The organism is Vreelandella halophytica, from assembly GCF_968193635.1.
Genome location: NZ_OZ309107.1, coordinates 494,092 through 515,844, shown reverse-complemented (window position 1 = coordinate 515,844; position 21,753 = coordinate 494,092). Strand labels below are relative to the sequence as shown.

Sequence of the window (21,753 nt, the reverse complement as noted above, 5' to 3'; positions counted from 1 at the left end):
TCTTTTTTATAAAAATAAGTGCCATTCAAAGCAGCGTGCTGGTTTAGCGATGTCTATCTGGTCGGATACTTCTCCTGTATTGATGCGATCCACGTTTATTGAAGTGATACACGAGTAAAGCGTTCTCGATCAGAAAGCATCCTTGAGCATGCTGTAAAAGTCCTCTCTGGAAGGGGCACGCGGGTTAGTCGCCGTCGAGTGATCCTCTAACGCCCACTGGGCAAGTGGCTCCAGGTACTCTTCGGTAACGCCTATTTCCTGCAGGTTGGCCGGCATACCCAGTGTTGTATTGAGAGTTTCGAAGGCCAGGGCCAGGTCGCCTTCGGGGGCAAGCCCCATGGCCTCTTTTAGCCGCGCATACTTTTCTTCGCACGAAGGCTGATTGAACCTGAGCACGGTGGGCATCAATACCGCATTGAGGGTGCCGTGGTGGAGTTTCAATTCGTGCAGGCCCCCCAAGGCGTGTGACAGGGAGTGCACCGCGCCAAGACCTTTTTGAAACGCCATGGCGCCCTCGAGGGCCGCCATCATCATTTCAGTTCTCGCGGCCAGGTTTTCACCGTTTTCGACGGCTTCGACAAGGGAGCGACTGGCACGCGCCAAACCATCAAGCGCTATCGCGTCAGCCGGAGGGTTAATCTTCGGACTCAGGAAAGTTTCCACGCAGTGGGCAATTGCATCCATGCCCGTGGCAGCGGTCAAGAAAGGCGGCAGTCCCATGGTCAGGGCTGGATCGCAAATAGCGACCGAGGGAATCAGATAGGGTGAAAGAAACCCGAGCTTGCGATTATCCTTCATCGTGATCAATGAGGCTCGCCCCACTTCGCTGCCGGTACCCGCCGTGGTAGGTATGGCGATCAAAGGCAGTACATTGGGGGTGATTTTCGACCCCCCCCCTTCGATCGCCGCATATTGGCGAAGCGGAGCAGGATGGTCGAAAAGAAGGGCGACCGCTTTGGCCAGATCGATACTGGAACCGCCGCCCACGGCCACAATGCCATCACAGGCATTGTCGCGTAGAAAGGCAAGCGCCTGCTCTACCGCTTCTTCCGTTGGATTGGAGGGCGTTCCATCAAACACACAGGCTTCACAGTGAAGCCTTGCCGATGCAATAACGTGCTCAATGAGCCCAGTGGCGATCAACCCCTTGTCGGTCACGAAAAGCGGCTTTTTCACCTTGAGCAGTTCAAGCTCGTTGGCTAATTCGTCAACGGCGTTCTCGCCGAACTGTACCTTTGTTAGGTAACTGATTATATAAGGCATTCTGGTTTCTCATTATTATTTATATCATTAACCAAGCTGCTACTTCTTAAGGTGTCATACAGCATGATGGCATGACAATCTATTATTAACGTATTTATGGCTGCCAAGGCGTCTTATGAAAACGCTTGGCAGCTTGAAAAGTCTTACGTGTTTTCGTGCTCACGCTTACCGTCTATCAAGCGAGTTACCTTCAAAGGGTTATCGTCTTTCAAGGCTTCAGGTAACAGTGCCATAGGCAGATCCTGGTAGCAGACCGGCCGCAAGAAGCGATGGATAGCCGCGCTACCTACCGAGGTGGTACGCGTATCCGATGTTGCCGGGAACGGGCCTCCATGAACCATTGCGTGACCTACTTCGACACCGGTCGGCCAGCCGTTCACCAATATCCGCCCGACTTTTTGCTCAAGTATGGGCAACAGGGCACGGGCGGCTTCCATGTCACCTTCATCCATCTGCAGGGTAGCCGTCAGTTGTCCTTCGAGTTGCCTGGCGACCTTTTGCATTTCGTTTTCATCGCTGCACTCAATAATCAAGGAGGCGGCGCCGAACACTTCCTCCTGCAGTGCCTTACTGCTCAGAAAATCGGTTGCCGGGGTGGTATAAAGTACTGTCTGACATTGATAGCCGTCCTTGCCCGGCTTGCCACGCGCGATTTCACGAGCATTGTCGCTTAGTTGCGATACCCCTGCTTCATAGGCCTGATGGATACCCGGCGTCAGCATCGTCTGGGCGACGCTTTCGTTCACAGCGGCACCTGCCGCTGCGATAAATGCATCCAGTCGGTCCCCTTTCACCGCAATGACCAGGCCCGGATTGGTACAGAACTGGCCGGCCCCCATATTGAGCGAGCCAATAAACCCTTCCCCCAGCGCCTTGGCACGAGCGCTGAGCGCTTTCGGGAGTACGAACACCGGGTTGATCGAACTCATCTCGGCGTAAACGGGAATAGGCTGTGGTCTTGACTGGGCGGTCGCCAACAGCGCCATGCCGCCTGCTCGTGATCCCGTAAATCCTACGGCCTGAATATTTGGATCGGCGACCAGGGCCTGGCCGACCTCCCGACCCGATCCAAACAGCAAGGAGAAGACACCCTCCGGAAGCTGACGCCTGGAAACCGCTTTCTGTACGGCCTGGCCCACAAGCTCCGAGGTGCCGGGGTGCGCGGAATGAGCCTTGACGATTACGGGACAGCCGGCCGCCAGGGCCGAAGCGGTATCGCCGCCCGCCACGCTGAAGGCCAACGGAAAGTTGCTCGCCCCGAAGACCGCAACGGGCCCCAACGCAATGTGGCGCTGGCGAAGATCGGCACGGGGCAGCGGCTGGCGATCCGGCATTGAAGGGTCGATACGCACATCGAGCCACTCACCCGAGCGAACGACACCGCTAAATAGACGCAGCTGGCCGCAGGTGCGTCCGCGCTCGCCCTCCAGGCGGGCGCGTGGAAGGCCACTTTCCGCCATGGCGCGCTCGATCAGCGCATCCCCTAGCGCCTCGATTTCGTCAGCGATGGTCTCCAGAAACGTCGCCCGCTCTTCAAGCGAGGTTTCCCGATAGCTATCGAAGGCCGAACGAGCAAGCTCGCTGGCCTTTTCCACGTCCTCCTCAGAGCAGCCCTTATAGGCAGGGTCCAGCGTGTCACCCGTTGCCGGGTTGATGGCACGGATCTCCTTGCGCGTGCCGTCTATCCATTGCTGGCCGATCAGCGACTGACCTTTAAGTGAATTCATGGCGTCATTCCTGCTCTTGTTGGTGAAGATAATTGGGCTTCTTCGTTATCAAGCCGTGGCGTTTCTCTCTTACAAGGCCGTGACACCAACACTTTCGTCCGGCATCACCTTGATGCGGTTGATCAAGGGCTTTGTCATCAGGTCGCATTCGATGCGCATTTCGTCGCCGTCCTGGAGCTTCACGGCGTCAGCGAAGCTTAAAATTGCTGCGCCAAAGAAATGCACGTGGAGCTGCCCGGGAACGCGAAACGTTGCGTACTTGAAGTGGTGATGCTCCAGGTTTTCGATCGAGTGGCACATATGCTGTTCGCCACTTGCAAACTCGTGCTGCCATACCACCGAGCCATTACGATGGATCGACACGTTACCGCGGACTTCCTCGGGCAGCTCACCGATGACGATCTCAGGACCGATGCTGGCGTCGCGCAGCTTCGAATGGGCCAGATAAAGGTAGTTCTGCTTTTCCGTGACGTGATCGGAAAATTCATTGCTCAACGCATAGCCGATCCTAAACACCTGGCCTTGCCCATTGACGATATACACACCCGCCAGTTCAGCTTCTTCGCCACCATCGAGTGCGAAAGCGGGCATCTGAATATCCTGGTAAGGCGCACGAAGCGTATGACCCGTTCCCTTGTAGAACCACTCCGGCTGTACGCCAGGGCCTCCGCCTGCGGGTTTTCCACCTTCCACCCCCCAATCGAAGATGCGCTGGGTGTCGGTAATGATTTCCTCACGACTGCTCTTTTCGCCTTCCTTGCCGTGCATCTTGTTGCGTGGTGCGGCACTGCCCAGATGCGTAAGCCCGGTACCGGTGAGCAGCAGGTGGGCAGGGTCAGGGTGGGTGATAGGCGATAGCAACCGGCCGGCTTCGATCGTTTCGTTGTAATCGAGCGCCTCGCCCGTGGCAGATGCCTTTACCACATCGCTTAACGCGCGACCTTCGTTGGCCGCCAACAGCGCCAGGTCATAAAGTGATGCCGATAGCGGCTGCAGCATCTCTCCTTTCACTTGGGCGGCAATGACAGCGCCATTTTCGGAGCGAATCTGAACAACATGGATATTATTTTTCATAGGAACCTCAACGAATTAACGCAAGTGATAGCCATGGCACATAAGTCACCAGCAGCAAGGCGATTAGCAAGACAAGAAAGAAAGGTGCCGACGAACGCAAAAACTGCATGGTGCCTAGCTTGGCGATATTGCAGCTAACAAACATCAGAACACCTAGCGGCGGGGTAATCTGGCCGATAAGTAGATTGAAAAGCATGATGATGCCGAAATGAACCAGATTGATGTCCAGGGAATTGAGCAGAGGAATGAGAATGGGCACTAGCACGATAATGATCGCGATGGTCTCCATGAACATTCCAATAGCCAGAAGTGCAACATTCAATAGAAGAAGCACCGCCCAGGGGTTGTCTGTCAGGCTCGTGATCCAGCCAACGACCTCCTGAGGCGCCTGGAGAATACTCAAGGACCACGCCAAGGGCGCCGAAGCGGCGATGATGATCAGAATGGACGCCGCCTCTCGCGCCGTTGAAACCAGCAGCTCGCCCATGTCTTGCCAGCTCAGTGACGTGTAGACGTACTTGCCCACCAGAAAAGAGTATGCAACGGCAATAGCGGCCACTTCGGTGACGGTAAACACACCTAGCCGGAACCCCACGATAATGATGATGGGCATCAACAAAGCCCAAGCGGCGGTCTTCGCGCTAGAGTAGAGCCTTTTCTTGTTGAAGCGCTCGTCCTTGGGGTACTGCTTGATGATGCTGATCAGGGTAATCAGAAGCGTCAGGCAAAAAGCGATCAGCAGTCCCGGCAGAATACCCGCAAGAAACAGATCGCCAATCGAGATATTGGCCTGCCATCCGTAGACCACCATCAGGATCGACGGCGGAATGATCGGAGAAAGTGTGGCGGAGGATGTGGTGAGCGCGACTGAAAATCCACGGTCATAACCGTGTTTTTCCATTTGCGGCACCATCACGCGGGTCGTGGCCGCGCAGTCGGCAAGCGACGAACCGGATATACCGGCCATCAGCACACTCGACAAGACGTTTACATGGGCAAGACCGCCTCGCAAATGACCAACCAATGATCGACAAAAGCTGAAAAGCCGCTCGCTGATGCCGCTTTTATTCATGATGCCCCCTGCCAGCATAAATAGCGGAATGGCCAGCAAGGGGAACGATTCGACACCCGAGGAAACGCGCTGAGCCAAGACATTCATGGGAATATCCAGTGCCAGGATCGCAACGATGGATGCCCCCATCATGGCGACAGCAATCGGCATTCCCAATAAAATCAGCACAAATAGAAGTAGAACAATCGCGGCTAGCATAATGAGAACCTATATTTCATCCAACGCTGATTCGAAGACCAGAAAGTCACGCTTGAGAAAGACGTTGACGAAGATGTGTAAAAGCCCAATAAGAAAGGTGATCGGCATGGCCATCGAAAAATAAGCGAGTGAAATACCCAGCATGGGCGACGTGTTACGAGAGACACTCAAGCAGTACAGGTAGCCTAGATAGGTCATGTAGCCAAGCGTTACCGCCACCAGTGCAAAGATGCACATCCGAATCACGGGTCGCGCTATGCTCGGCAGAAAGTAGAGAATAGAGTCCACCGTGATATGCTTTTTCTCGGCAAACGCGATACTGCTTCCAACAAACGTGAGCCACACAATCAAGAGCCTCGAAACGCTCTCACTCCAGACAAATGGCGTTCCCAGTACATAGCGAAAGAACACGCCTGCCACGAGTAACAAAGCCATCGCGCCTAGCAATGAACCAGCAACCCACTTTTCCACCGTTAAAAGTTGCGAATCAAGACGCAGTAACACCGATTTCATAGCAATGCCTTTGAAGTTTACAGCCCCGCCACTTACCGGCGGGGCTGTACGGAATCAGTTCTGCTGGCGATAGCTGTCGACAGCATCCAATACACGTTGAAAGTGTTCTTCGCCCCAGCGGCTCGTTAAGTTGTCGTAAGCATTTTGTGCAGCTTGCTCAAAAGGCGCACGATCAATCTCTTCCACCACATCGATCAGCCCAGAATCTTTCATGCTCTGAAGCATTTCCTCTTCACGCTCGCTTTGCACCGCGTAGTTTTCATCAGCCAGCTCAGCCATGATGTCCTTGAGCGCTTCTTGCTGGTCGCTTTCAAGCGAGTTGAAACGATTGCTGTTGATCAGAACCACTTGGCTTTGAAGCATGTGGCGGCTCATAACAAGCTGGTCTTGAACTTCAAAGAACTTGCGCGCGTAGATCGTGGGGATAGGATTTTCCTGGCCATCGACGGTGCCCTGCTGAAGCGCAAGATAAACTTCGCTAAACGGAATGGGTGTTGCCGACGCGCCAAAGGCGTTGATCATTTCGACCCAAGCGGGAGATTCCGGCACGCGGATTTTCAAGCCCACCATATCTTCAAGAGAGTGGACATCAGTCCCCTTGAAGGTAAAGTTGCGCCACCCCCAGTACCAGGATTTTGCTAGTGGCTGTAGACCATACTGCTCATCCAGCTCGTCAAAAATCGGTTGGTAAGCATCGCCTTCCAGAACATGGCGCGCTTCGTCCCAGTTTTGAAACATGAAGGGCGCATTCGATATCTCGAGAGCGGGCACCAGCGTGCTGGCGCCTGAATAACCGGGTACGACAATATCCACCGACCCGTTACTTGCCTGCTGAAGCAACTGCACCTCAGACCCTAACTGCTCGCTCGGGAAGACCTGAATACGCACCTCACCATGTGTACGCTCTTCGACCAATCCAGGCAGCTTTGCAAACAGTTCGTAACTCGCCTCGCCCGGGTTGAAAGTATGAGCCAGACGCAAGGTGGTGGCCGCACTGGCAGTGGATACACCTGCCAACATCACGCCGGCGCAAAGGGCCATTCCTGGAAAACGCAAATTCCTGATTATTGAAGCCATGGATCACTCCGTTTTTATTAAAAGTTGGCAAGCTTTGTTATAGGTAAACCGACTTGTTTGGCTCTTGTGTGCTCGGTGTATGAAAGCAATCTAGAACAAATGAACATTGCATTCAATGACCATTATATAGGACGATAGTCTAATCGACGTGCACCGTCCGCTTGCTAGAGTGCATCCATCATGTTCGCTTTTAGCTTGCGCCTACCCCGTGCATTGAAAGCCCCAAAATTAGCTCGAGGTACCTGATGAATCTCATCAACTCTCCATCCGTTATTATTCATCTCAATCCGCGGGACAACGTAGGCGTTGCCTCAAAAGCGGTACCCAAAGACATTCCGATCGACAAGGACGGTACGCTCGCTCAGGAAAATATCGATGCAGGCCATAAAGTGGCGCTCATGCCTATCCAGCAGGGCGAGGCCGTCTACAAGTATGGTCAGCTGATAGGGCTCGCCGCCCGGGATATAAAGCCTGGCGAGCATGTGCATACCCATAACCTCACCATGATCGAACTCGATTCGTCGCTGGACGATTTCAAGGCGCATCCAAGAACCGATACGACCAGTCACACCCGAACGTTTCAGGGTTTTCAGCGCTCAGACGGAGGTGTGGGCACGCGTAATTACATTGGCATTCTTTCCACCGTCAACTGCTCAGCCACCGTTGCCAAAGCCGCCGCGGATGAACTCAACCGGACTGGTGAACTGCATAAAATGGGGTTCGATGGCGTCGTAGCCATTACTCATGGCTCTGGCTGTGCCATGAATACCGACTCGGAAGGGTTCGACTTTCTTGAGCGCGTCATTGCAGGCTATGCCCAGCACCCCAACTTCGCGTTTGTCCTGATCATTGGCCTTGGCTGTGAGACCAACCAAGTCAAGGCACTGGTCAAGAAAAAAGGGCTAGAGGATGCCTCGCGGCTAGCCTACTTCAACATTCAGGATACCGGCGGGACCCGCAGCAGTATCAAGACGGCCTGCGGCCACATTCTCGAGATGGCCGCTCAGCACGGTCAGCAAGCGCGCACACCCGCATCGCTCGAACATCTGGTCGTGGCTCTTCAGTGCGGGGGGTCGGATGGCTATTCCGGTATTACCGCGAACCCCGCGCTTGGCCATGCGGCGGACCTGATCGTACACCACGGAGGCAGCGTCATACTCGCCGAAACTCCAGAAATCTATGGGGCTGAAAACCTGCTGATTGACCGAGCCATCGACGAGAATATAGCGCAAAAACTGTTGGACCGTATCAGTTGGTGGAAACACTACACCGAGATAAACGGTGCCGAGTTGAACAACAACCCCTCCCCAGGCAACAAGGCGGGCGGGCTATCGACGATTCTTGAAAAATCGCTGGGTGCGGTTGCTAAAGGCGGTACATCGAGTCTCAACGATGTCCTGCTATACGCGGAGAAAATCTCAACGCGCGGGTTCAACTTCATGGATAGCCCCGGGTACGACCCCATTTCCGTGACAGGCCAAATAGCCTCGGGGTCCAACGTGGTCTGCTTTACCACAGGCCGAGGCTCGGTGTCGGGCTTCAAGCCCGCCCCTTGTCTCAAAATGGCAACCAATACCGCCATGTATGAGAAAATGCACGAGGATATGGATATAAACTGTGGCGTTATTGTTGATGGCACCGACAGCGTGGAAAGCGTTGGCGAGCAGATTTTCGAGCGTATCATCGCAATTGCCTCGGGCGATATGAGTGCTAGCGAGTCGCTTGGTTACGGGAATAATGAGTTTGTCCCTTGGCTAGTAGGTGCTGTTACCTGATCGCTTACGAAATTAATTGACTAATGATTACCAATGGTTACTCATGACAAGAACGCTGCGCGATCAGCTTTATACAGCTCTTAAGCAAAGTATCGTTGAAAAGCGGCTCGAACCCGGGCTTGTACTGCTCGAGGGAAACATCGCCACCCTTTTTGATATTAGCCGATCACCGGTAAGGCAAACGCTGAGTCAATTGCATGATGAGCGGTATATCTGCCGCTTCGAGGGTCGTGGCTATCTCGTGGGTGCATCGCCGAGCGATATCGTCCGACGCTCACTTAGCGAGCGTGACTTCAAGCAGTTAGGCTATGCGCCCAAGGTTGATCGTACCGTGTCCTGGCGCGCGCATATCGACAGCGTGGAGCACGATGTTGTTTTGTGTTCGATCAAAGGGGCTTTCGAGCTCAATGAGCTCAAGCTCTCCAAGTCACTGAATGTCAGCCGCACGGTTACCCACCAGATTCTTCTCTACCTGCAGTCGATCGGCCTGGTCGAGAAGACAAAATACAATAGCTGGGGCGTGGTACCGCTGGATGATCAGCGACTACATAATCTTTATGAAGCGCGTCGTCAACTTGAACCCTACATGATCGAACGTGCCACCAGACTTGTGCCCAAAGGCACTCTCAATGGCTATATCGCCAAGCTTGAGCATGCCGCCCAGAGCTACCCTGATATAAAAGGCGAGCTGCTGGATGAGCTTGAGAATGATCTTCACCATAGTGCCGTGAGCTTGGGTGATAACCATGAGGTCATGAACATGCTCAGGCGCACGCATCCTATCCTGCTGGTCAGCAAGCACCTGCTTGGCCGGGTGCTCAAGCTTCCCGACCAGGACCCCTTCTTCGACGAGCATCTTTGGATATTCGAAAAAATGCGTCGGCAGCAACCGGTACTGGCAGGCAAGGCGCTGGCGGGTCACCTTGAGCGCTCGGAGTCCAAGGTGCTTGGGCGCCTGATCAATTTCCGCGAGTCTGGCGATATCGATATTCCGCTTTACCTGCGTTGACAACCGGGCTGGTGTCTAATGTCAGCACATAAAAAGCCCTAGCGGATTAAAACGATAGAGGAACCAATAATGACAACAGCACGCACTATCGGCTTCATTGGTACGGGCATCATGGGCGCACCGATGGCGACGCGCCTAGTGGACGCAGGCCACCAGGTATTGGTCTGGAATCGAACGAAAAGCAAGGCTGCACGCCTGGCTACGCAGGGTATAAGGGTCGTCGACAGGCCAGAAGAGGCCGTCGCCGGGTGCGATATCGTCATCGTCATGCTGAGCTCCGGGCCGGTTTGCGATGAGGTTCTGCTGGGCCCGGACGGTCTGCTCGAGGCCATGCAGCGTGATGCTACGCTCGTGGTCATGAGCTCGATCCCTGTGGAAACCGCTCGTAAACAGGCAGAAGCGGCTACTCAAAAGCAGATTCATTATCTGGATGCGCCGGTTTCAGGGGGCGAGCAAGGGGCCATCGACGGGACCCTGGCGATCATGGTGGGGGGCGATGCTGCGCCTTTTGACGCCATCGAGCCCGTTCTTTCGTTGCTTGGTCGGCCCGTGCGGATCGGCCCTGCCGGTAGCGGTGAACTTGCCAAACTCGCCAACCAGATGATCGTGGCCAATACCATCGCGACCGTAGCGGAAGCCATATTGATGGCCGAACGAGGAGGGGCCGATTCCGGACAAATGTTGGCCGCGCTCGAGGGCGGATTTGCCGATTCGACCATCCTCCGTATTCACGGTCAGCGCATGATTCAGAAAAACTTCCAGCCGGGCGGGCCCGCAAAATGGCAGTTGAAAGATACCCAAACCGCCATGGCCCTTGCCAAAGTGCTGCACCTTGAGCTGCCGGTATCCTCGCTGGTCAATACGCTGTTTGAAGAGCTTGTCGATCACGGGGATGGAGAGCTTGACCATAGCGTTTTGATCAACCATCTCAGACGTCGAAATGAGTGAAAGCGCCTGACGATAATAACCCCAGGAGAACAAAGACAATGAGCAATTACTACGACGTTCAGCAAATCACCCAATTCAGCACCGACCTTTTGGTAGCGGCCGGGCTCGATCAAGAGAAATCACAAGCCGTAGCCGAGGTGCTGGTCGAAGGCGACCTGATGGGGCATACGACTCACGGGCTTCAACTGCTCGCTCCTTATCTTGGAGAAATCCAGTCCGGCCGGATGCCGGTCACGGGCGAGTATGAAACGATTTCCAGACGCGCAGCCGTGGAAACCTGGGACGGCCGATATCTACCCGGGCCCTGGTTGATTCTAAAGGCGATGGAAGCCGCCGAAGCCATGGCACGCACCTGTGGTACAGGAACGGTCGTCATTCGTCGCTCCAACCATATTGCCTGCCTGGCCGCCTACTTAAAGCGCGCCACCGATCAAGACCTGGTCGTCGTCATCGAATCCTCCGACCCAGCGACCAAATCCGTTTCTCCTTATGGCGGATTGCAGGCCACCCACACGCCCAACCCCATCGCCATGGGCTATCCCACGGCCTCGGGCCCGGTCCTTCTGGATGTCAGCACCTCCATTACCACCAACGGTATGGTAGGGCGACTTCACAAGCAAAACGCCCAACTGCCGCACCCGTGGCTCAAGGACAGCCAAGGCAATGCGACCGACCAACCTGGCGTGCTGTTCGATGAACCCAAGGGCACTATTATGCCGATCGGTGGCCTGGATCACGGCCATAAAGGGTATGCGTTGGGCCTAATGGTGGAAGCGTTGACATCGGGCCTTGCTGGATTCGGCCGTGTGCAGGCGCCCTCTCAATGGGGCGCCTCTGTCATGGTACAAATCATGGACCCCGATGCCTTCGGTGGGCTCGAAGCCTTCAAACAGGAGACCGGCGCTTTGGTAGATGCGTGTCGCAACAACCCTGTGCCTGAAGGCAGCCCCGCGGTACGCATTCCGGGCGAGCGTGGGCTTGCGCTTCATGAAAAACATCTGCAGCAGGGCGTTCCTCTTCCAGACGGCGTTCCTGACGCCTTGTCCGAGTGGTCACAGCGATTGGACGTTCCTTTTCCTCAACCTTTATAGCCACCCTCTTTCGCGCTGGGGATTGGCAAATAATAGTTGAGATGTAATGGGCTCACGCATTGGAGATGACGATGGAACACACACGTATCGGATTCATTGGGCTTGGTCTGATGGGCAGGGAAATGGCCGGGCATATAGTACGTAACGGTTATCCCTTGACAGTCATGGCGCACCGTAACCGTGCCCCCCTACTAGCGCTGTGCGATGAAGGCGCGACAGAGGTGAGCACGGCCGCGGATATGGCCCGAAACAGCGACATTGTCTTTATCTGTGTCAAAACCTCCGAGCAGGTTCAACAGATAGTAACCGGCGCCGGCGGTTTGATGGCGGGCTGTCACGATGGACTGATCATCGTCGACTGCTCGACATCACTTCCTGAATCGACGCAGCGGCTAGCCGAAACCGTAGCGCAGCAGGGCGTAACGCTCATCGATGCCCCCCTCGCGCGTACGCCTCGGGAAGCCCGCGAAGGTCGGCTCAATGTCATGGTGGGGGGCGAAGCATCGACGGTAGCGCAGGTAACCCCGGTCATCGAAAGTTTTGCGGAGAACATCTTCCATGTTGGCAAGTTGGGTTCGGCGCATAAACTTAAGCTGATCAACAATTTTCTTTCACTGGGCGCGGCGGCTTTGGTCAGTGAAGCAGCTACCATGGCTGCAGGTCTGGACGTTTCACAGGAAAAGCTACTGGAAATCTGCGCCCAAGGGGGAGCGAACAGTGCCATGCTGGCCCCCGTAATGGAGTGGGTTCTGCAAGGCGAATGCACTAAACTACAGTTCAGTCTTGTCAATGCGGAAAAGGATATGCACTATCTGCGCGAAACACTCGACGCCTACCGACTACGCACTCATATGCTGCCGCCGCTTTGCGAATTTCTGACTTTGGCAAAAGAGGATGTCGGTGAAAAAAGCTTCGTTCCCCAAGCGTACGACAGTTGCTTGAAGCGCAATCAACCCGCTCAAACGTAATTCGAATATGTGGGCTGCTTTCTTGCAGTCCGATCTAATTCATTCGATGAAGGCTTCGGTCGTTTCACGATGACCGTACAGGAACGCATCAGCGACCTGACGCAGCGGGGACACGTCCACCTCGCTGCTACCAGTCGCGATCAACTCGAGAAACCGTACGTAAAGCCCTTGATACTCGCTCTCCTCGGCGCCGATGACTCGCTCACCATTGATCGTTAATTGGCAGCCGCCCTGGGTCATACTCAAACGGCTGCCATCACTTTCGATATGAATATCCCAAATGGGCGGTCCGCTCTGACGAAAATCCAAAGCTGCCTCAATCACCGTGTTTGCCGAATCAGTAAAAGAAAGATCCGCGGCGATCGGAGTTTGGGCATTGCACGGCACCAGCAGCCGTGCCTTACGCAGGAAAAATGGCCGAGGCAGAATGGTGGTCGCAATCGAGAGCGCATTGATGCCGGGATCAAACACCCCCATGCCGCCAGGCTGCCAAATCCACGCCTGCCCTGGATGCCATACCCGTACATCTTCCTTCCACTGGATATCGACCCGTTGCACCTGCCTTTTGCGCAGCCATTCACGGGCTTGCGCTACGCCGGGGGCAAATCGCGAATGCCAAGCGGCAAACAGGCTAACTCCCACTCCAGAGGCGATCGCTATCAAGTCATCTACTTCGCTCAGCGTCGCCCCCGGTGGTTTTTCAAGTAACACGTGCTTACCGCGCAAAAGCGCCACCCGTGCGGTGGCGTAACGAAGGTGTGTAGGCGTACAGATCGCCACCGCGGCGATATCCGGGTGGGCATCGAGCATTGCCTGCATCGTTTGATACCCAGGCAGGTCTGGTAGCGAGGCGTGAGGGTCCGCCGTGGCCACAAGCCGGCAATTCGCGATCGCAGCAACGGCCGGCAGGTGCTGGTCGCGCGCAATTTTACCAACGCCTACCAGTCCAAGTTTGATATCAGACATGGGCTTGCCCTGTGTTGATTGTTCTTCGAAAAAAAGCGGCGTGAAAACAAACCGCCGACTCAGGAAGCGCCTTGGGGTAGCCCGACGCAGCGTCCAAGCGAGCTTGCGCCGTGCTCCAGACCCAGTGCCTCTGCGGTACCCGCCAGCACCGCTTGGGCTGCTAGAAACGCCTCGCGTGGTCGGCGCAGGCGAATGCTCTCCATTAACTGGCGATGGCGCTCCAGGCTCTCTTCGGGATCAGAGGCATTTTCGTTGGACATCGAGACCAGCAAATAGATGGAGGGCCGAAGAATATGTGATAGTTGTGCCCAGACAATATTGTGGGTCGCCTTGAAAATCGCTTCATGAAAGGCGATATCACACTCACTGTGCAAGCGTCGCTCTTCCTGGCAGGAGGCATCGCGTAGATTCTGCCCAAGCCCCTCGAACGCCTCCTCGATAGCCACCAGGTCCCGCGCCTTGGCACGCCTGGCAGCGGTCATCGCCACATAAGGCTCGACATCCAGACGAAAAGCGAGAATCTCACGCTGAATAGCAGGATTGGGCGCTGCGTAGCGGGTTAGCCAATCGGTTACCTGGGCATCGAGAATATGCCATTCGGCGTATTCTCGCACCTTCGAGCCGTGGCCGGAAATACGTTCGATGATCCCTGCCTCTACGAGCTGGCGAAGGTCGCTACGCACGGCTGACCGGTTGATGGCAAACCGCTCGCATAGATCCAGCTCACGGGGAACAAAATCACCGGGCTGATAAATCCCGGCAAAGATTTCTTCAGCGAGATGTTCGGCGATACTAAGGCGAGCCACAGGCCTACTGAGAGATGAAGTCACTGCGATAAGACCCTGCTTTCATTGCTGTGAATAGAAGATGTCCGATCACCTTGCGCATCTGAACTGAAGCAAGTATGCAAAGTGTTCAGTGATTATCTCTTGGCACGTGCCGACGCGCCACATCGCGGTACTGGGTGGCTGGGGTCAGCGTCATGCCACGATCCAGTGGCTCGACCATGCTGCGCTGAATTTCTTGCCAAGGCGTCTGGTGGCCGGGGTAGCGATAACCGCCCCGGCTTTTCAGGCGTTCGCGGCGCGCGACAAGCTCGGCGTCATCGATCAGCAGCTGAACCTGGCGGCGCTTGAGATCGACCCTGAGCCGGTCGCCGCTTTCAAGCAGTGCCAGGCCACCGCCGGTGGCCGCCTCCGGTGAGGCGTTGAGGATCGAAGGTGATCCGGATGTGCCGGACTGACGGCCATCACCCAGACAGGGCAATGACTCAATACCCTGTTTGATCAGCGCCTCCGGCGGCTGCATGTTGACTACTTCGGCGCCGCCCGGGTGCCCTACAGGGCCCGCACCGCGCATCACCAGAATGGTGCGCGCATCAATTTCAAGCCCGGGGTCATCGATGCGCGCGTGGTAATCTTCCGAACCATCGAACACCACGACCTTACCTTCGAAGGCCTCAGGGTCATGCGGGTCGTTGAGAAAGCGCTCGCGAAAATCCCTCGAAATCACGCTGGTTTTCATCAGCGCCGAGTCAAACAGATTACCTTTTAAATTGAGAAACCCTGCATGCTCGACCAACGGCTCAGTGTAGCGGCAGATAACGTCGACATTTTGGCTTTCGCGACCTTCAAGGTTCTCGCCCAGCGAACGGCCATTGACCGTCAGCACATCACAGTGCAGTTTGCCCGCGGTCTTGAGCTCATGAAGAATGGCAGGTACCCCCCCGGCGCGGTGGAACTCTTCACACAAAAAAGCGCCAGCGGGCATAACGTTAGCCAATAGAGGAATCTCATGACCCAGACACTGCCAATCATCGTTATCCAGCTCGATGCCGGTGTGCCGGGCAATCGCATTGATGTGGACCGGTGCGTTGGATGACCCACCCAATGCCGAGCAGGCCACAATGGCGTTTTCGAAGGCTTCGCGCGTCATGACATCCAGCGGCCGCAAGTCTTCCCACACCATATCGACAATGCGTTTACCGGTATCGTAGGCCACCATGGCGCGCTCCTTATAGGGTGCGGGAATCACCGCCGAGCCCGGTAGGCTCATGCCCAACACTTCGGCCATCGAGTTCATGGTCGAGGCGGTGCCCATGGTGTTGCAGTGGCCGATCGAGGGCGCCGAGTCGCTGGCGCGGGAAACGAATTCCGCGTAGTCGATATCGCCCGCCGCCAGGCGCTTGCGTAGCTCCCAGATGATCGTGCCCGAACCCACCCGCTCGGCGCCCCGCCAACCATTCAGCATCGGCCCACCGGAAAGCACGATAGCGGGAATATTCACCGTAGCCGCCGCCATCAGCGCCGCCGGCGTCGTTTTATCACAGCCGGTGGTGAGTACCACGCCGTCCAGCGGGTAGCCGTGAAGCACCTCCACCAGTCCCAGATAGGCGAGGTTGCGATCCAACGCGGCGGTAGGCCGGCGCACGTTTTCGTGAATCGGATGCATCGGGAACTCGAACGGCACGCCACCGGCGGCGCGAACGCCGTCCTTGACCCGCTTGACCAGATCGATGTGGTGGCGGTTACAGGGAGTCAGGTCAGAGCCCGACTGGCAAATACCGATAATCGGTTTACCGCTGGTCAGCTCGTCAAGCGTAATACCGTAATTCAGATAGCGTTCGATACACAGAGCCGTGGTACCAGGATGGTCAGGATTATCGAACCAGTAGCGTGAACGCAGTTGCTGAGACGTCATGCGATGAGGATTGGCCATGGCGACACTCCACACTAATTGTAAATGTTGTCAGACGGTCCGAGTGACCAACACGGTCTGGTGTAAAACCTTGTTATTGTGAAGACACCGTTTTGGATAACGATCTTTCGATCATGTCCACTCGTCTACAGTGAGTCGTTCTGACGGTACGCCTTCTTCAATAGCGCGTCGATACATACAAAAGTATATGTTGAACATATCAAGGAAACGTATGACATTGATGCAAGGGCGCGTGGCGCTCGCGCCTTGTAAACCACGCGCCAGGATAGAACAACAAACAATAGCCCAAAGACTGCAGCGCTCGTGTTAACGCCATGACATGAAACGCTACAGCACGTCAGGAGAGTGACGACTATGTACCCACTTTTAAAGCGCACCCTGCTAGTCACCGGTGCCACCCTGCTAAGTTCCAGTATTGCTTACGCTCAGACTCCCGATCTTTCCGACCCACCGGAAATCGAAGGCGACGCGGTAGGCGATCACGGTAGTGTCACACTGCGCATGGGGCTTGGCTTGGCCGAAAGCTCGCCTCAGTACCTCTCCAGCCAATACTTTGCCGATATTCTCGACCAGCGCAGCGACGGGAGAATCAGCGTCAACATCTTTCCGAACAGCCAACTCGGTGACGACGTACAGATGATGGAAATGCTCCAGACCGGTACGCTGGACATGACCTACCCTTCTTCTTCTCCCGCCACCGGCTACGTCGAGGAGCTGGCGGTGTTTGACTTGCCTTTCCTGCTACCTACCCGTGAAGCTGCCATTGAAGCCATGCGCAGTGACGCCGCTCAAGAAATGCTGGATGCCTTCGACGGTACCGGTATCAAGGCACTCGCCTTTGCAGAAAACGGTTTCCGCCAGCTCTCCAACAGCGCGCGTGAAGTCTCGTCCCCGGAAGACGTCGCGGGTCTGGACGTCCGCGGTCTTTCAGTGCGCACCATGGAAAACCCGGTACACCTGGCCATTTGGCAGGCACTCGGCGCCAACCCAACACCCATGGCATTTGGCGAGCTCTTCTCTGCCATGGAGCAGGGCGTGGTGGACGGCCAGGAAAATCCCTGGAGCACCATCCTGACCTCCAATTTCTATGAAGTTCAGGACTACGGTTCCGAAACGCGCCACGTCTATACCCCGTTTATCAAGATGATTTCCCAGCGCTCCTGGGACCGTCTCGACCCCGAGTACCAGGAACTGGTCCAGGAAGCCGCTCTACAAGCCGCCGACTATGAAATCCAGCTTTCCGCCGAGTACGACGATTGGGCCCGCGACCAGCTTGAAGAGCGGGGCATGCAGGTGACGCGCTTGAACGACGAGCAGATCGCTGCTTTCCAGGATGCCGTCCAGCCCGTCTATGACGAGTGGGCACCGCGTATCGGTGAAGATCTGGTGGCGGAGTTCCAGAGAATCGCCGAAGCAACGTCATCTCAATAGCCGCTGGCAGGCTCCCGCCTGCCCTCCCCGTCTTCTCGACGGTCAGTTAACGGCTCGACCAGGCAAGAACTCTCTCTTGTCTGGTCATTACCCGTCTTGGTGGAGCGCCCATGGACACTTCTGATACTCCGACCTCTAATACTCCCATTCCGGATACCGCCGCTTTCTTCGACGATCCACAGCGTCATCCCCTGGAAATCGATACCGAAGCGCGCCGCGGTCCGGCGCTGTTTCGCTGGCTCACACTTGCCATGGAGCACGTCATTGCCGCACTGCTGGTGGCGCTCATTTTATCGGTCTCGGCCAACGTCGTGGGTCGCGCGATGCTTAATCATTCGCTCCCTTGGGCCGATGAACTAGCCCGCATGCTGTTTATCTGGCTGATTTTTCTGGGCGCCGCCGCCGCCTTCGCTCGCTACGAGCACATCGCTGTGGACATACTGGTACGCCGGCTCAAACCGCGCGCCGCTCATGCGCTTTACCTGTTCCAGCATCTAGTCATTACGGCGCTGATGGGCATCATCGTATGGGGCGGCTTTCTGGTAATGTCCAGGGCTTCCGGGCGCACCGCGATCCTCAACGTGCCCTGGAATATCGTCAACGTTTCGCTGGTACTTTGCGCCGCCTTCATAGCGTCGGTGGCCCTTTGGCGCGCCTGGCAAAGCATTCAGCAGATACGGTCACCAAACGTGCAGCCATCCGTGAACGAGGGACACTAATATGCTATGGATCTTTTTGGGCATTTTGTTCGTTTCGCTGGCGCTTGGATTGCCTATCGCCTTTGGCCTGGGTGTCGCCGCCGTAGTCATGGCACTGCTTTCCGATATTCCGCTTTCCATCATGATCGAGCAGTCGATTCGCGGCGTGAACAGCTTTCCGCTATTGGCGATTCCGTTTTTTATTCTGGTAGGCGAGGTAATGAGTAATGGCGGAATCGCTCGGCGCCTGATGGATCTAGCAGGTGCGCTGGTGGGGTTCGTGCGCGGTGGCCTGGGCCAAGTAGCGATTACCGGATCGATGTTCTTTGGCGGTATTAGTGGTTCTGCGGTCGCTGACACTGCTGCAACCGGCGCGATGATGATTCCCTCAATGACACGACAAGGCTATAGCGCGCCGCAGGCCACCGCCATCAATACGGTGTCATCGGTCATTGGTATTATTATTCCTCCCTCCATTCCACTGATTTTATTCGGCATCGTTACCGAAACGTCTATTAGTCGACTGTTCATTGCAGGGATCGTACCCGGCATATTGATCGGGCTGGCGCTCATGACGACGACGTTCATTATGGCGACGATCGGTCACGCAGGACAAACCCGCAAATTCAATCTGGGCGTACTCTGGAAAGCCTTCAAAGCCGCCTGGCTTGCACTGGTTCTTCCCATCATCGTCATCGGTGGAATTATCGGTGGCATATTTACAGCAACGGAAGCGGCCGTTGCGGCGCTTCTCTATTCGCTTTTTATCTCACTCGTCGTCTATCGAGAGTTCAGGATTACCGCGCTTTGGGGCATGTTGATTCGTACCGCTCGGTTGACGGGTATGGTCTTGCTACTACTAGCATTCGCGACGGTGATCGCCTGGTTTTTAACTATCAATATGGTTCCGCAAACACTGGTGACTCAAGTACAGGCGATCACTGAAGATCCCTTCCTGCTTCTGCTGATCGTGGCTGGTTTGCTACTGCTGGTGGGGTTCGTCATGGATTTAACCCCGGCGATGGTGATCATGGCCCCCATGCTAACGCCGATTGTCACATCAGTGGGCATCGATCCCGTGTACTTTGGCGTACTCATGGCCTTCGTTTTGGGAATCGGCTTGCTGACGCCTCCTGTAGGCACGTGTCTTTATGTCGGCTGCGGCGTGGGCAAGGTATCCATGGAGCAACTGGTTAGGGCCATGCTGCCTTACTACTGCGCCCTTTTATTGATACTGATCGTGCTGATTGCATTTCCGGGGATTGTCACCTGGCTACCCGATCTTACATCCGTACGCGGCAATTAGATCAAGGTGGCATATGAACCCTACAGGATGAATTCACCCCAAAGTCGAATCCTTGCTGAATGTCATCCTGTCATACCCTATGAAATAGTGACTAAAGATTAGCGACGCGAAAATAAAGCGAACTTGAAAGACCACCATCGGCTCAACAATAACAGCACCGGATACCGATATGAGACTAGAACGGAAAAAAGCTTTGATTACCGCAGCCGGTCAAGGTATTGGCCGTGCCACGGCTTTACGCTTCGCTGCTGAGGGCGCACAGGTCATTGCTACGGATATCAATGCGGAAAGCCTTTCAAGGCTTTCCGGTACGGCGGGTATTACGACCTACTCGCTGGACGTACTGGATGGTGAGGCCATCAAAAAGCTGGCCGCCGATATCGGGGCCATCGATATTCTCTTCAACTGTGCAGGTTATGTCGCTAGCGGGTCACTGCTTGAAGGTAGTGATGAGGACTGGGAGCGCTCCTGGTCGATCAATGTGATGGCCATGGTGCGCATGATCCGCGCATTTCTACCAGCGATGCTGGAGAACGAGGGCGGCAGTATTATCAATATGGCGTCGGTGGCTTCAAGCCTTAAAGGTGTGCCCAACCGCTGTGCCTATGGCACCTCTAAAGCCGCGGTACTTGGTTTAACGAAGTCAGTGGCAAGCGATTATATCAGTCAGGGTATTCGTTGTAATGCTATCTGCCCGGGCACCGTGGACTCCCCTTCACTACGTCAACGTATCGAGGAACAGGCCAGGCAACAAGATCGCCTCAAGGACGACGTTTATGCAGAGTTCATTGCCAGACAGCCGCTGGGACGCCTTGGCAGCGCTGAAGAAATTGCAGCACTCGCCACTTATCTTGCCGCCGACGAATCCGCCTATACAACCGGGACCGCTCACGTCATCGATGGGGGCTGGCTTGTATGATGCTTGCACACTAACACCCTTGATCGACGCCTGGATCAGCGCGCCCGACGTCCGTTCTACCCATGCCGACCCATCGAGCCAGACACAATATCGGCTCGCTTAACCTAAAGGAATGTATTGATGAAGTTTTTACGTTATGGAGCACCCGGCCAGGAAAAACCCGCTCTTTTAGACGAAAACGGCATTATTCGCGATTTATCGGCTCATATATCCGACTTCAAAGGCGAGTATCTTGATCGTCAGGCGCTGGAACGACTAGCAACGCTGGATACATCCACTCTACCCGAAGTCCCCTCGGATACACGTATCGGCCCATGCGTAGCGGGTGTGGGTAAGTTTATTTGTATTGGCTTGAATTACTCGGATCACGCGGCTGAAACCGGTTCCGAGGTTCCCTCGGAGCCGGTCATCTTCAATAAATGGACCAGCGCCATTTGTGGGCCGAATGACGACGTCATCATTCCACGCAATTCTCAAAAAACCGACTGGGAAGTCGAGCTTGGGGTGGTCATTGGAAAGGCGGGGCGTTATATCGAAGAGGCCGATGCTCTGAAGCACGTTGCCGGCTACTGTGTGGTCAATGACGTTTCTGAACGAGAATTTCAACTGGAACGTTGCGGCTCCTGGGACAAGGGCAAGGGCTGTGACACGTTCGGCCCGCTGGGTCCGTGGCTAGTCACTCCTGATGAAGTCGCCAACCCTCACCAGCTTGGCATGTGGCTCGAGGTGGATGGCAAACGCTACCAGGATGGTAATACACGTACCATGGTGTATCAGATCCCCTTTTTGATCAGCTACCTGAGCCAATTCATGAGTCTGCAGCCTGGCGACGTAATCTCAACCGGAACACCGCCTGGGGTGGGTATGGGTCAACAGCCACCGGTCTATCTCAAGGCTGGCCAGCGTATGCAGCTTGGCATCGAAGGCCTGGGTGAACAGTCGCAAACGGTGGTTACGGAGTAGATTTTCTGCCAATCGGCTATCCCCACTCTCCCGGTGT

General features: G+C 55.4%; 19 protein-coding genes. 10 read left to right on the top strand and 9 right to left on the bottom strand.

Translation table 11 applies throughout. The features are described 5' to 3' along the window. Nucleotides 1–129 precede the first annotated feature (129 nt). From ACWHXT_RS02460 to ACWHXT_RS02435, 6 genes are all read right to left on the bottom strand, one after another. On the bottom strand, nucleotides 130–1,263 hold the full coding sequence (locus tag ACWHXT_RS02460; protein WP_447957114.1) for an iron-containing alcohol dehydrogenase: 1,134 nt from the start codon (nucleotides 1,261–1,263) through the stop codon (nucleotides 130–132). A 143-nt stretch (nucleotides 1,264–1,406) separates the two neighbouring features. Continuing rightward, entirely contained in the window at nucleotides 1,407–2,990 is a 1,584-nt protein-coding gene (locus ACWHXT_RS02455) for an aldehyde dehydrogenase (NADP(+)) (protein ID WP_447957113.1), read from the bottom strand. Between the two features lie 69 nt (nucleotides 2,991–3,059). After that, the gene (gene araD1, locus ACWHXT_RS02450) at nucleotides 3,060–4,064 is read right to left on the bottom strand and encodes an AraD1 family protein (RefSeq protein ID WP_447957112.1); all 1,005 of its coding nucleotides are present in this window, start codon (nucleotides 4,062–4,064) and stop codon (nucleotides 3,060–3,062) included. A 7-nt stretch (nucleotides 4,065–4,071) separates the two neighbouring features. Beyond that, nucleotides 4,072–5,334 carry a TRAP transporter large permease gene (locus tag ACWHXT_RS02445; protein ID WP_447957111.1) on the bottom strand — a complete coding sequence of 421 codons (1,263 nt, stop codon included), beginning with the start codon at nucleotides 5,332–5,334 and terminating at the stop codon, nucleotides 4,072–4,074. A gap of 9 nt (nucleotides 5,335–5,343) precedes the next feature. After that, the gene (locus ACWHXT_RS02440) at nucleotides 5,344–5,847 is read right to left on the bottom strand and encodes a TRAP transporter small permease (RefSeq protein WP_447957110.1); all 504 of its coding nucleotides are present in this window, start codon (nucleotides 5,845–5,847) and stop codon (nucleotides 5,344–5,346) included. A gap of 54 nt (nucleotides 5,848–5,901) precedes the next feature. Next, on the bottom strand, nucleotides 5,902–6,924 hold the full coding sequence (locus ACWHXT_RS02435; RefSeq protein ID WP_447957109.1) for a TRAP transporter substrate-binding protein: 1,023 nt from the start codon (nucleotides 6,922–6,924) through the stop codon (nucleotides 5,902–5,904). Nucleotides 6,925–7,169: 245 nt separating this feature from the next. Here ACWHXT_RS02435 and ACWHXT_RS02430 point away from each other — a divergent pair, with 245 nt between their 5' ends. The 5 genes from ACWHXT_RS02430 to ACWHXT_RS02410 all read left to right on the top strand — a co-directional run bounded on the left by ACWHXT_RS02430 (nucleotide 7,170) and on the right by ACWHXT_RS02410 (nucleotide 12,715). Next, on the top strand, nucleotides 7,170–8,699 hold the full coding sequence (locus ACWHXT_RS02430) for a UxaA family hydrolase (protein WP_447957108.1): 1,530 nt from the start codon (nucleotides 7,170–7,172) through the stop codon (nucleotides 8,697–8,699). Between the two features lie 43 nt (nucleotides 8,700–8,742). Then, entirely contained in the window at nucleotides 8,743–9,708 is a 966-nt protein-coding gene (locus ACWHXT_RS02425; RefSeq protein ID WP_447957107.1) for a GntR family transcriptional regulator, read from the top strand. Between the two features lie 69 nt (nucleotides 9,709–9,777). After that, nucleotides 9,778–10,656, top strand: a complete 879-nt coding sequence (locus tag ACWHXT_RS02420; RefSeq protein WP_447957106.1) for an NAD(P)-dependent oxidoreductase — start codon at nucleotides 9,778–9,780, stop codon at nucleotides 10,654–10,656. A 38-nt stretch (nucleotides 10,657–10,694) separates the two neighbouring features. Then, the gene (locus ACWHXT_RS02415) at nucleotides 10,695–11,747 is read left to right on the top strand and encodes an Ldh family oxidoreductase (RefSeq protein ID WP_447957105.1); all 1,053 of its coding nucleotides are present in this window, start codon (nucleotides 10,695–10,697) and stop codon (nucleotides 11,745–11,747) included. 71 nt (nucleotides 11,748–11,818) lie between these two features. After that, nucleotides 11,819–12,715, top strand: a complete 897-nt coding sequence (locus ACWHXT_RS02410) for an NAD(P)-dependent oxidoreductase (RefSeq protein WP_447957104.1) — start codon at nucleotides 11,819–11,821, stop codon at nucleotides 12,713–12,715. A gap of 39 nt (nucleotides 12,716–12,754) precedes the next feature. On the opposite strand, the gene ACWHXT_RS02405 is transcribed toward ACWHXT_RS02410, so the two are convergent. The 3 genes from ACWHXT_RS02405 to ACWHXT_RS02395 all read right to left on the bottom strand — a co-directional run bounded on the left by ACWHXT_RS02405 (nucleotide 12,755) and on the right by ACWHXT_RS02395 (nucleotide 16,399). Continuing rightward, nucleotides 12,755–13,681: a Gfo/Idh/MocA family protein gene (locus tag ACWHXT_RS02405; protein WP_447957103.1), complete on the bottom strand. Its 927-nt coding sequence runs from the start codon at nucleotides 13,679–13,681 to the stop codon at nucleotides 12,755–12,757. Between the two features lie 59 nt (nucleotides 13,682–13,740). After that, nucleotides 13,741–14,511, bottom strand: coding sequence for a FadR/GntR family transcriptional regulator (locus ACWHXT_RS02400; protein WP_447957102.1), 771 nt, complete (start codon nucleotides 14,509–14,511; stop codon nucleotides 13,741–13,743). Nucleotides 14,512–14,596: 85 nt separating this feature from the next. Beyond that, nucleotides 14,597–16,399 (bottom strand): IlvD/Edd family dehydratase, encoded by a 1,803-nt coding sequence (locus tag ACWHXT_RS02395; RefSeq protein WP_447957101.1) that lies wholly within the window; start codon nucleotides 16,397–16,399, stop codon nucleotides 14,597–14,599. A 354-nt stretch (nucleotides 16,400–16,753) separates the two neighbouring features. Between ACWHXT_RS02395 and ACWHXT_RS02390 the strand changes: the two genes are divergently transcribed. From ACWHXT_RS02390 to ACWHXT_RS02370, 5 genes are all read left to right on the top strand, one after another. Further along, nucleotides 16,754–17,830, top strand: a complete 1,077-nt coding sequence (locus tag ACWHXT_RS02390) for a TRAP transporter substrate-binding protein (RefSeq protein ID WP_447957100.1) — start codon at nucleotides 16,754–16,756, stop codon at nucleotides 17,828–17,830. Nucleotides 17,831–17,940: 110 nt separating this feature from the next. After that, nucleotides 17,941–18,549, top strand: a complete 609-nt coding sequence (locus ACWHXT_RS02385; protein ID WP_447957099.1) for a TRAP transporter small permease — start codon at nucleotides 17,941–17,943, stop codon at nucleotides 18,547–18,549. 1 nt (nucleotide 18,550) lies between these two features. After that, nucleotides 18,551–19,834 carry a TRAP transporter large permease gene (locus ACWHXT_RS02380; protein WP_447957098.1) on the top strand — a complete coding sequence of 428 codons (1,284 nt, stop codon included), beginning with the start codon at nucleotides 18,551–18,553 and terminating at the stop codon, nucleotides 19,832–19,834. 169 nt (nucleotides 19,835–20,003) lie between these two features. Further along, a complete protein-coding gene (locus tag ACWHXT_RS02375; protein WP_447957097.1) occupies nucleotides 20,004–20,753 on the top strand; it encodes an SDR family oxidoreductase in 750 nt (249 codons plus the stop codon). 120 nt (nucleotides 20,754–20,873) lie between these two features. After that, nucleotides 20,874–21,716 carry a fumarylacetoacetate hydrolase family protein gene (locus tag ACWHXT_RS02370; RefSeq protein WP_447957096.1) on the top strand — a complete coding sequence of 281 codons (843 nt, stop codon included), beginning with the start codon at nucleotides 20,874–20,876 and terminating at the stop codon, nucleotides 21,714–21,716. The last annotated feature ends 37 nt before the right edge of the window (nucleotides 21,717–21,753 follow it).

Bases quoted from the DNA above. Each gene is read 5' to 3' on its own strand.
- ACWHXT_RS02410 (WP_447957104.1), top strand. From the start codon at position 11,819: ATGGAACACACACGTATCGGATTCATTGGGCTTGGTCTGATGGGCAGG.
- ACWHXT_RS02425 (WP_447957107.1), top strand. From the start codon at position 8,743: ATGACAAGAACGCTGCGCGATCAGCTTTATACAGCTCTTAAGCAAAGT.
- ACWHXT_RS02375 (WP_447957097.1), top strand. From the start codon at position 20,004: ATGAGACTAGAACGGAAAAAAGCTTTGATTACCGCAGCCGGTCAAGGT.
- ACWHXT_RS02390 (WP_447957100.1), top strand. From the start codon at position 16,754: ATGTACCCACTTTTAAAGCGCACCCTGCTAGTCACCGGTGCCACCCTG.
- ACWHXT_RS02405 (WP_447957103.1), bottom strand. From the start codon at position 13,681: ATGTCTGATATCAAACTTGGACTGGTAGGCGTTGGTAAAATTGCGCGC.
- ACWHXT_RS02460 (WP_447957114.1), bottom strand. From the start codon at position 1,263: ATGCCTTATATAATCAGTTACCTAACAAAGGTACAGTTCGGCGAGAAC.
- ACWHXT_RS02395 (WP_447957101.1), bottom strand. From the start codon at position 16,399: ATGGCCAATCCTCATCGCATGACGTCTCAGCAACTGCGTTCACGCTAC.
- ACWHXT_RS02430 (WP_447957108.1), top strand. From the start codon at position 7,170: ATGAATCTCATCAACTCTCCATCCGTTATTATTCATCTCAATCCGCGG.
- ACWHXT_RS02440 (WP_447957110.1), bottom strand. From the start codon at position 5,847: ATGAAATCGGTGTTACTGCGTCTTGATTCGCAACTTTTAACGGTGGAA.
- ACWHXT_RS02435 (WP_447957109.1), bottom strand. From the start codon at position 6,924: ATGGCTTCAATAATCAGGAATTTGCGTTTTCCAGGAATGGCCCTTTGC.
- ACWHXT_RS02370 (WP_447957096.1), top strand. From the start codon at position 20,874: ATGAAGTTTTTACGTTATGGAGCACCCGGCCAGGAAAAACCCGCTCTT.
- ACWHXT_RS02415 (WP_447957105.1), top strand. From the start codon at position 10,695: ATGAGCAATTACTACGACGTTCAGCAAATCACCCAATTCAGCACCGAC.
- ACWHXT_RS02420 (WP_447957106.1), top strand. From the start codon at position 9,778: ATGACAACAGCACGCACTATCGGCTTCATTGGTACGGGCATCATGGGC.
- araD1 (WP_447957112.1), bottom strand. From the start codon at position 4,064: ATGAAAAATAATATCCATGTTGTTCAGATTCGCTCCGAAAATGGCGCT.
- ACWHXT_RS02385 (WP_447957099.1), top strand. From the start codon at position 17,941: ATGGACACTTCTGATACTCCGACCTCTAATACTCCCATTCCGGATACC.
- ACWHXT_RS02380 (WP_447957098.1), top strand. From the start codon at position 18,551: ATGCTATGGATCTTTTTGGGCATTTTGTTCGTTTCGCTGGCGCTTGGA.
- ACWHXT_RS02445 (WP_447957111.1), bottom strand. From the start codon at position 5,334: ATGCTAGCCGCGATTGTTCTACTTCTATTTGTGCTGATTTTATTGGGA.
- ACWHXT_RS02455 (WP_447957113.1), bottom strand. From the start codon at position 2,990: ATGAATTCACTTAAAGGTCAGTCGCTGATCGGCCAGCAATGGATAGAC.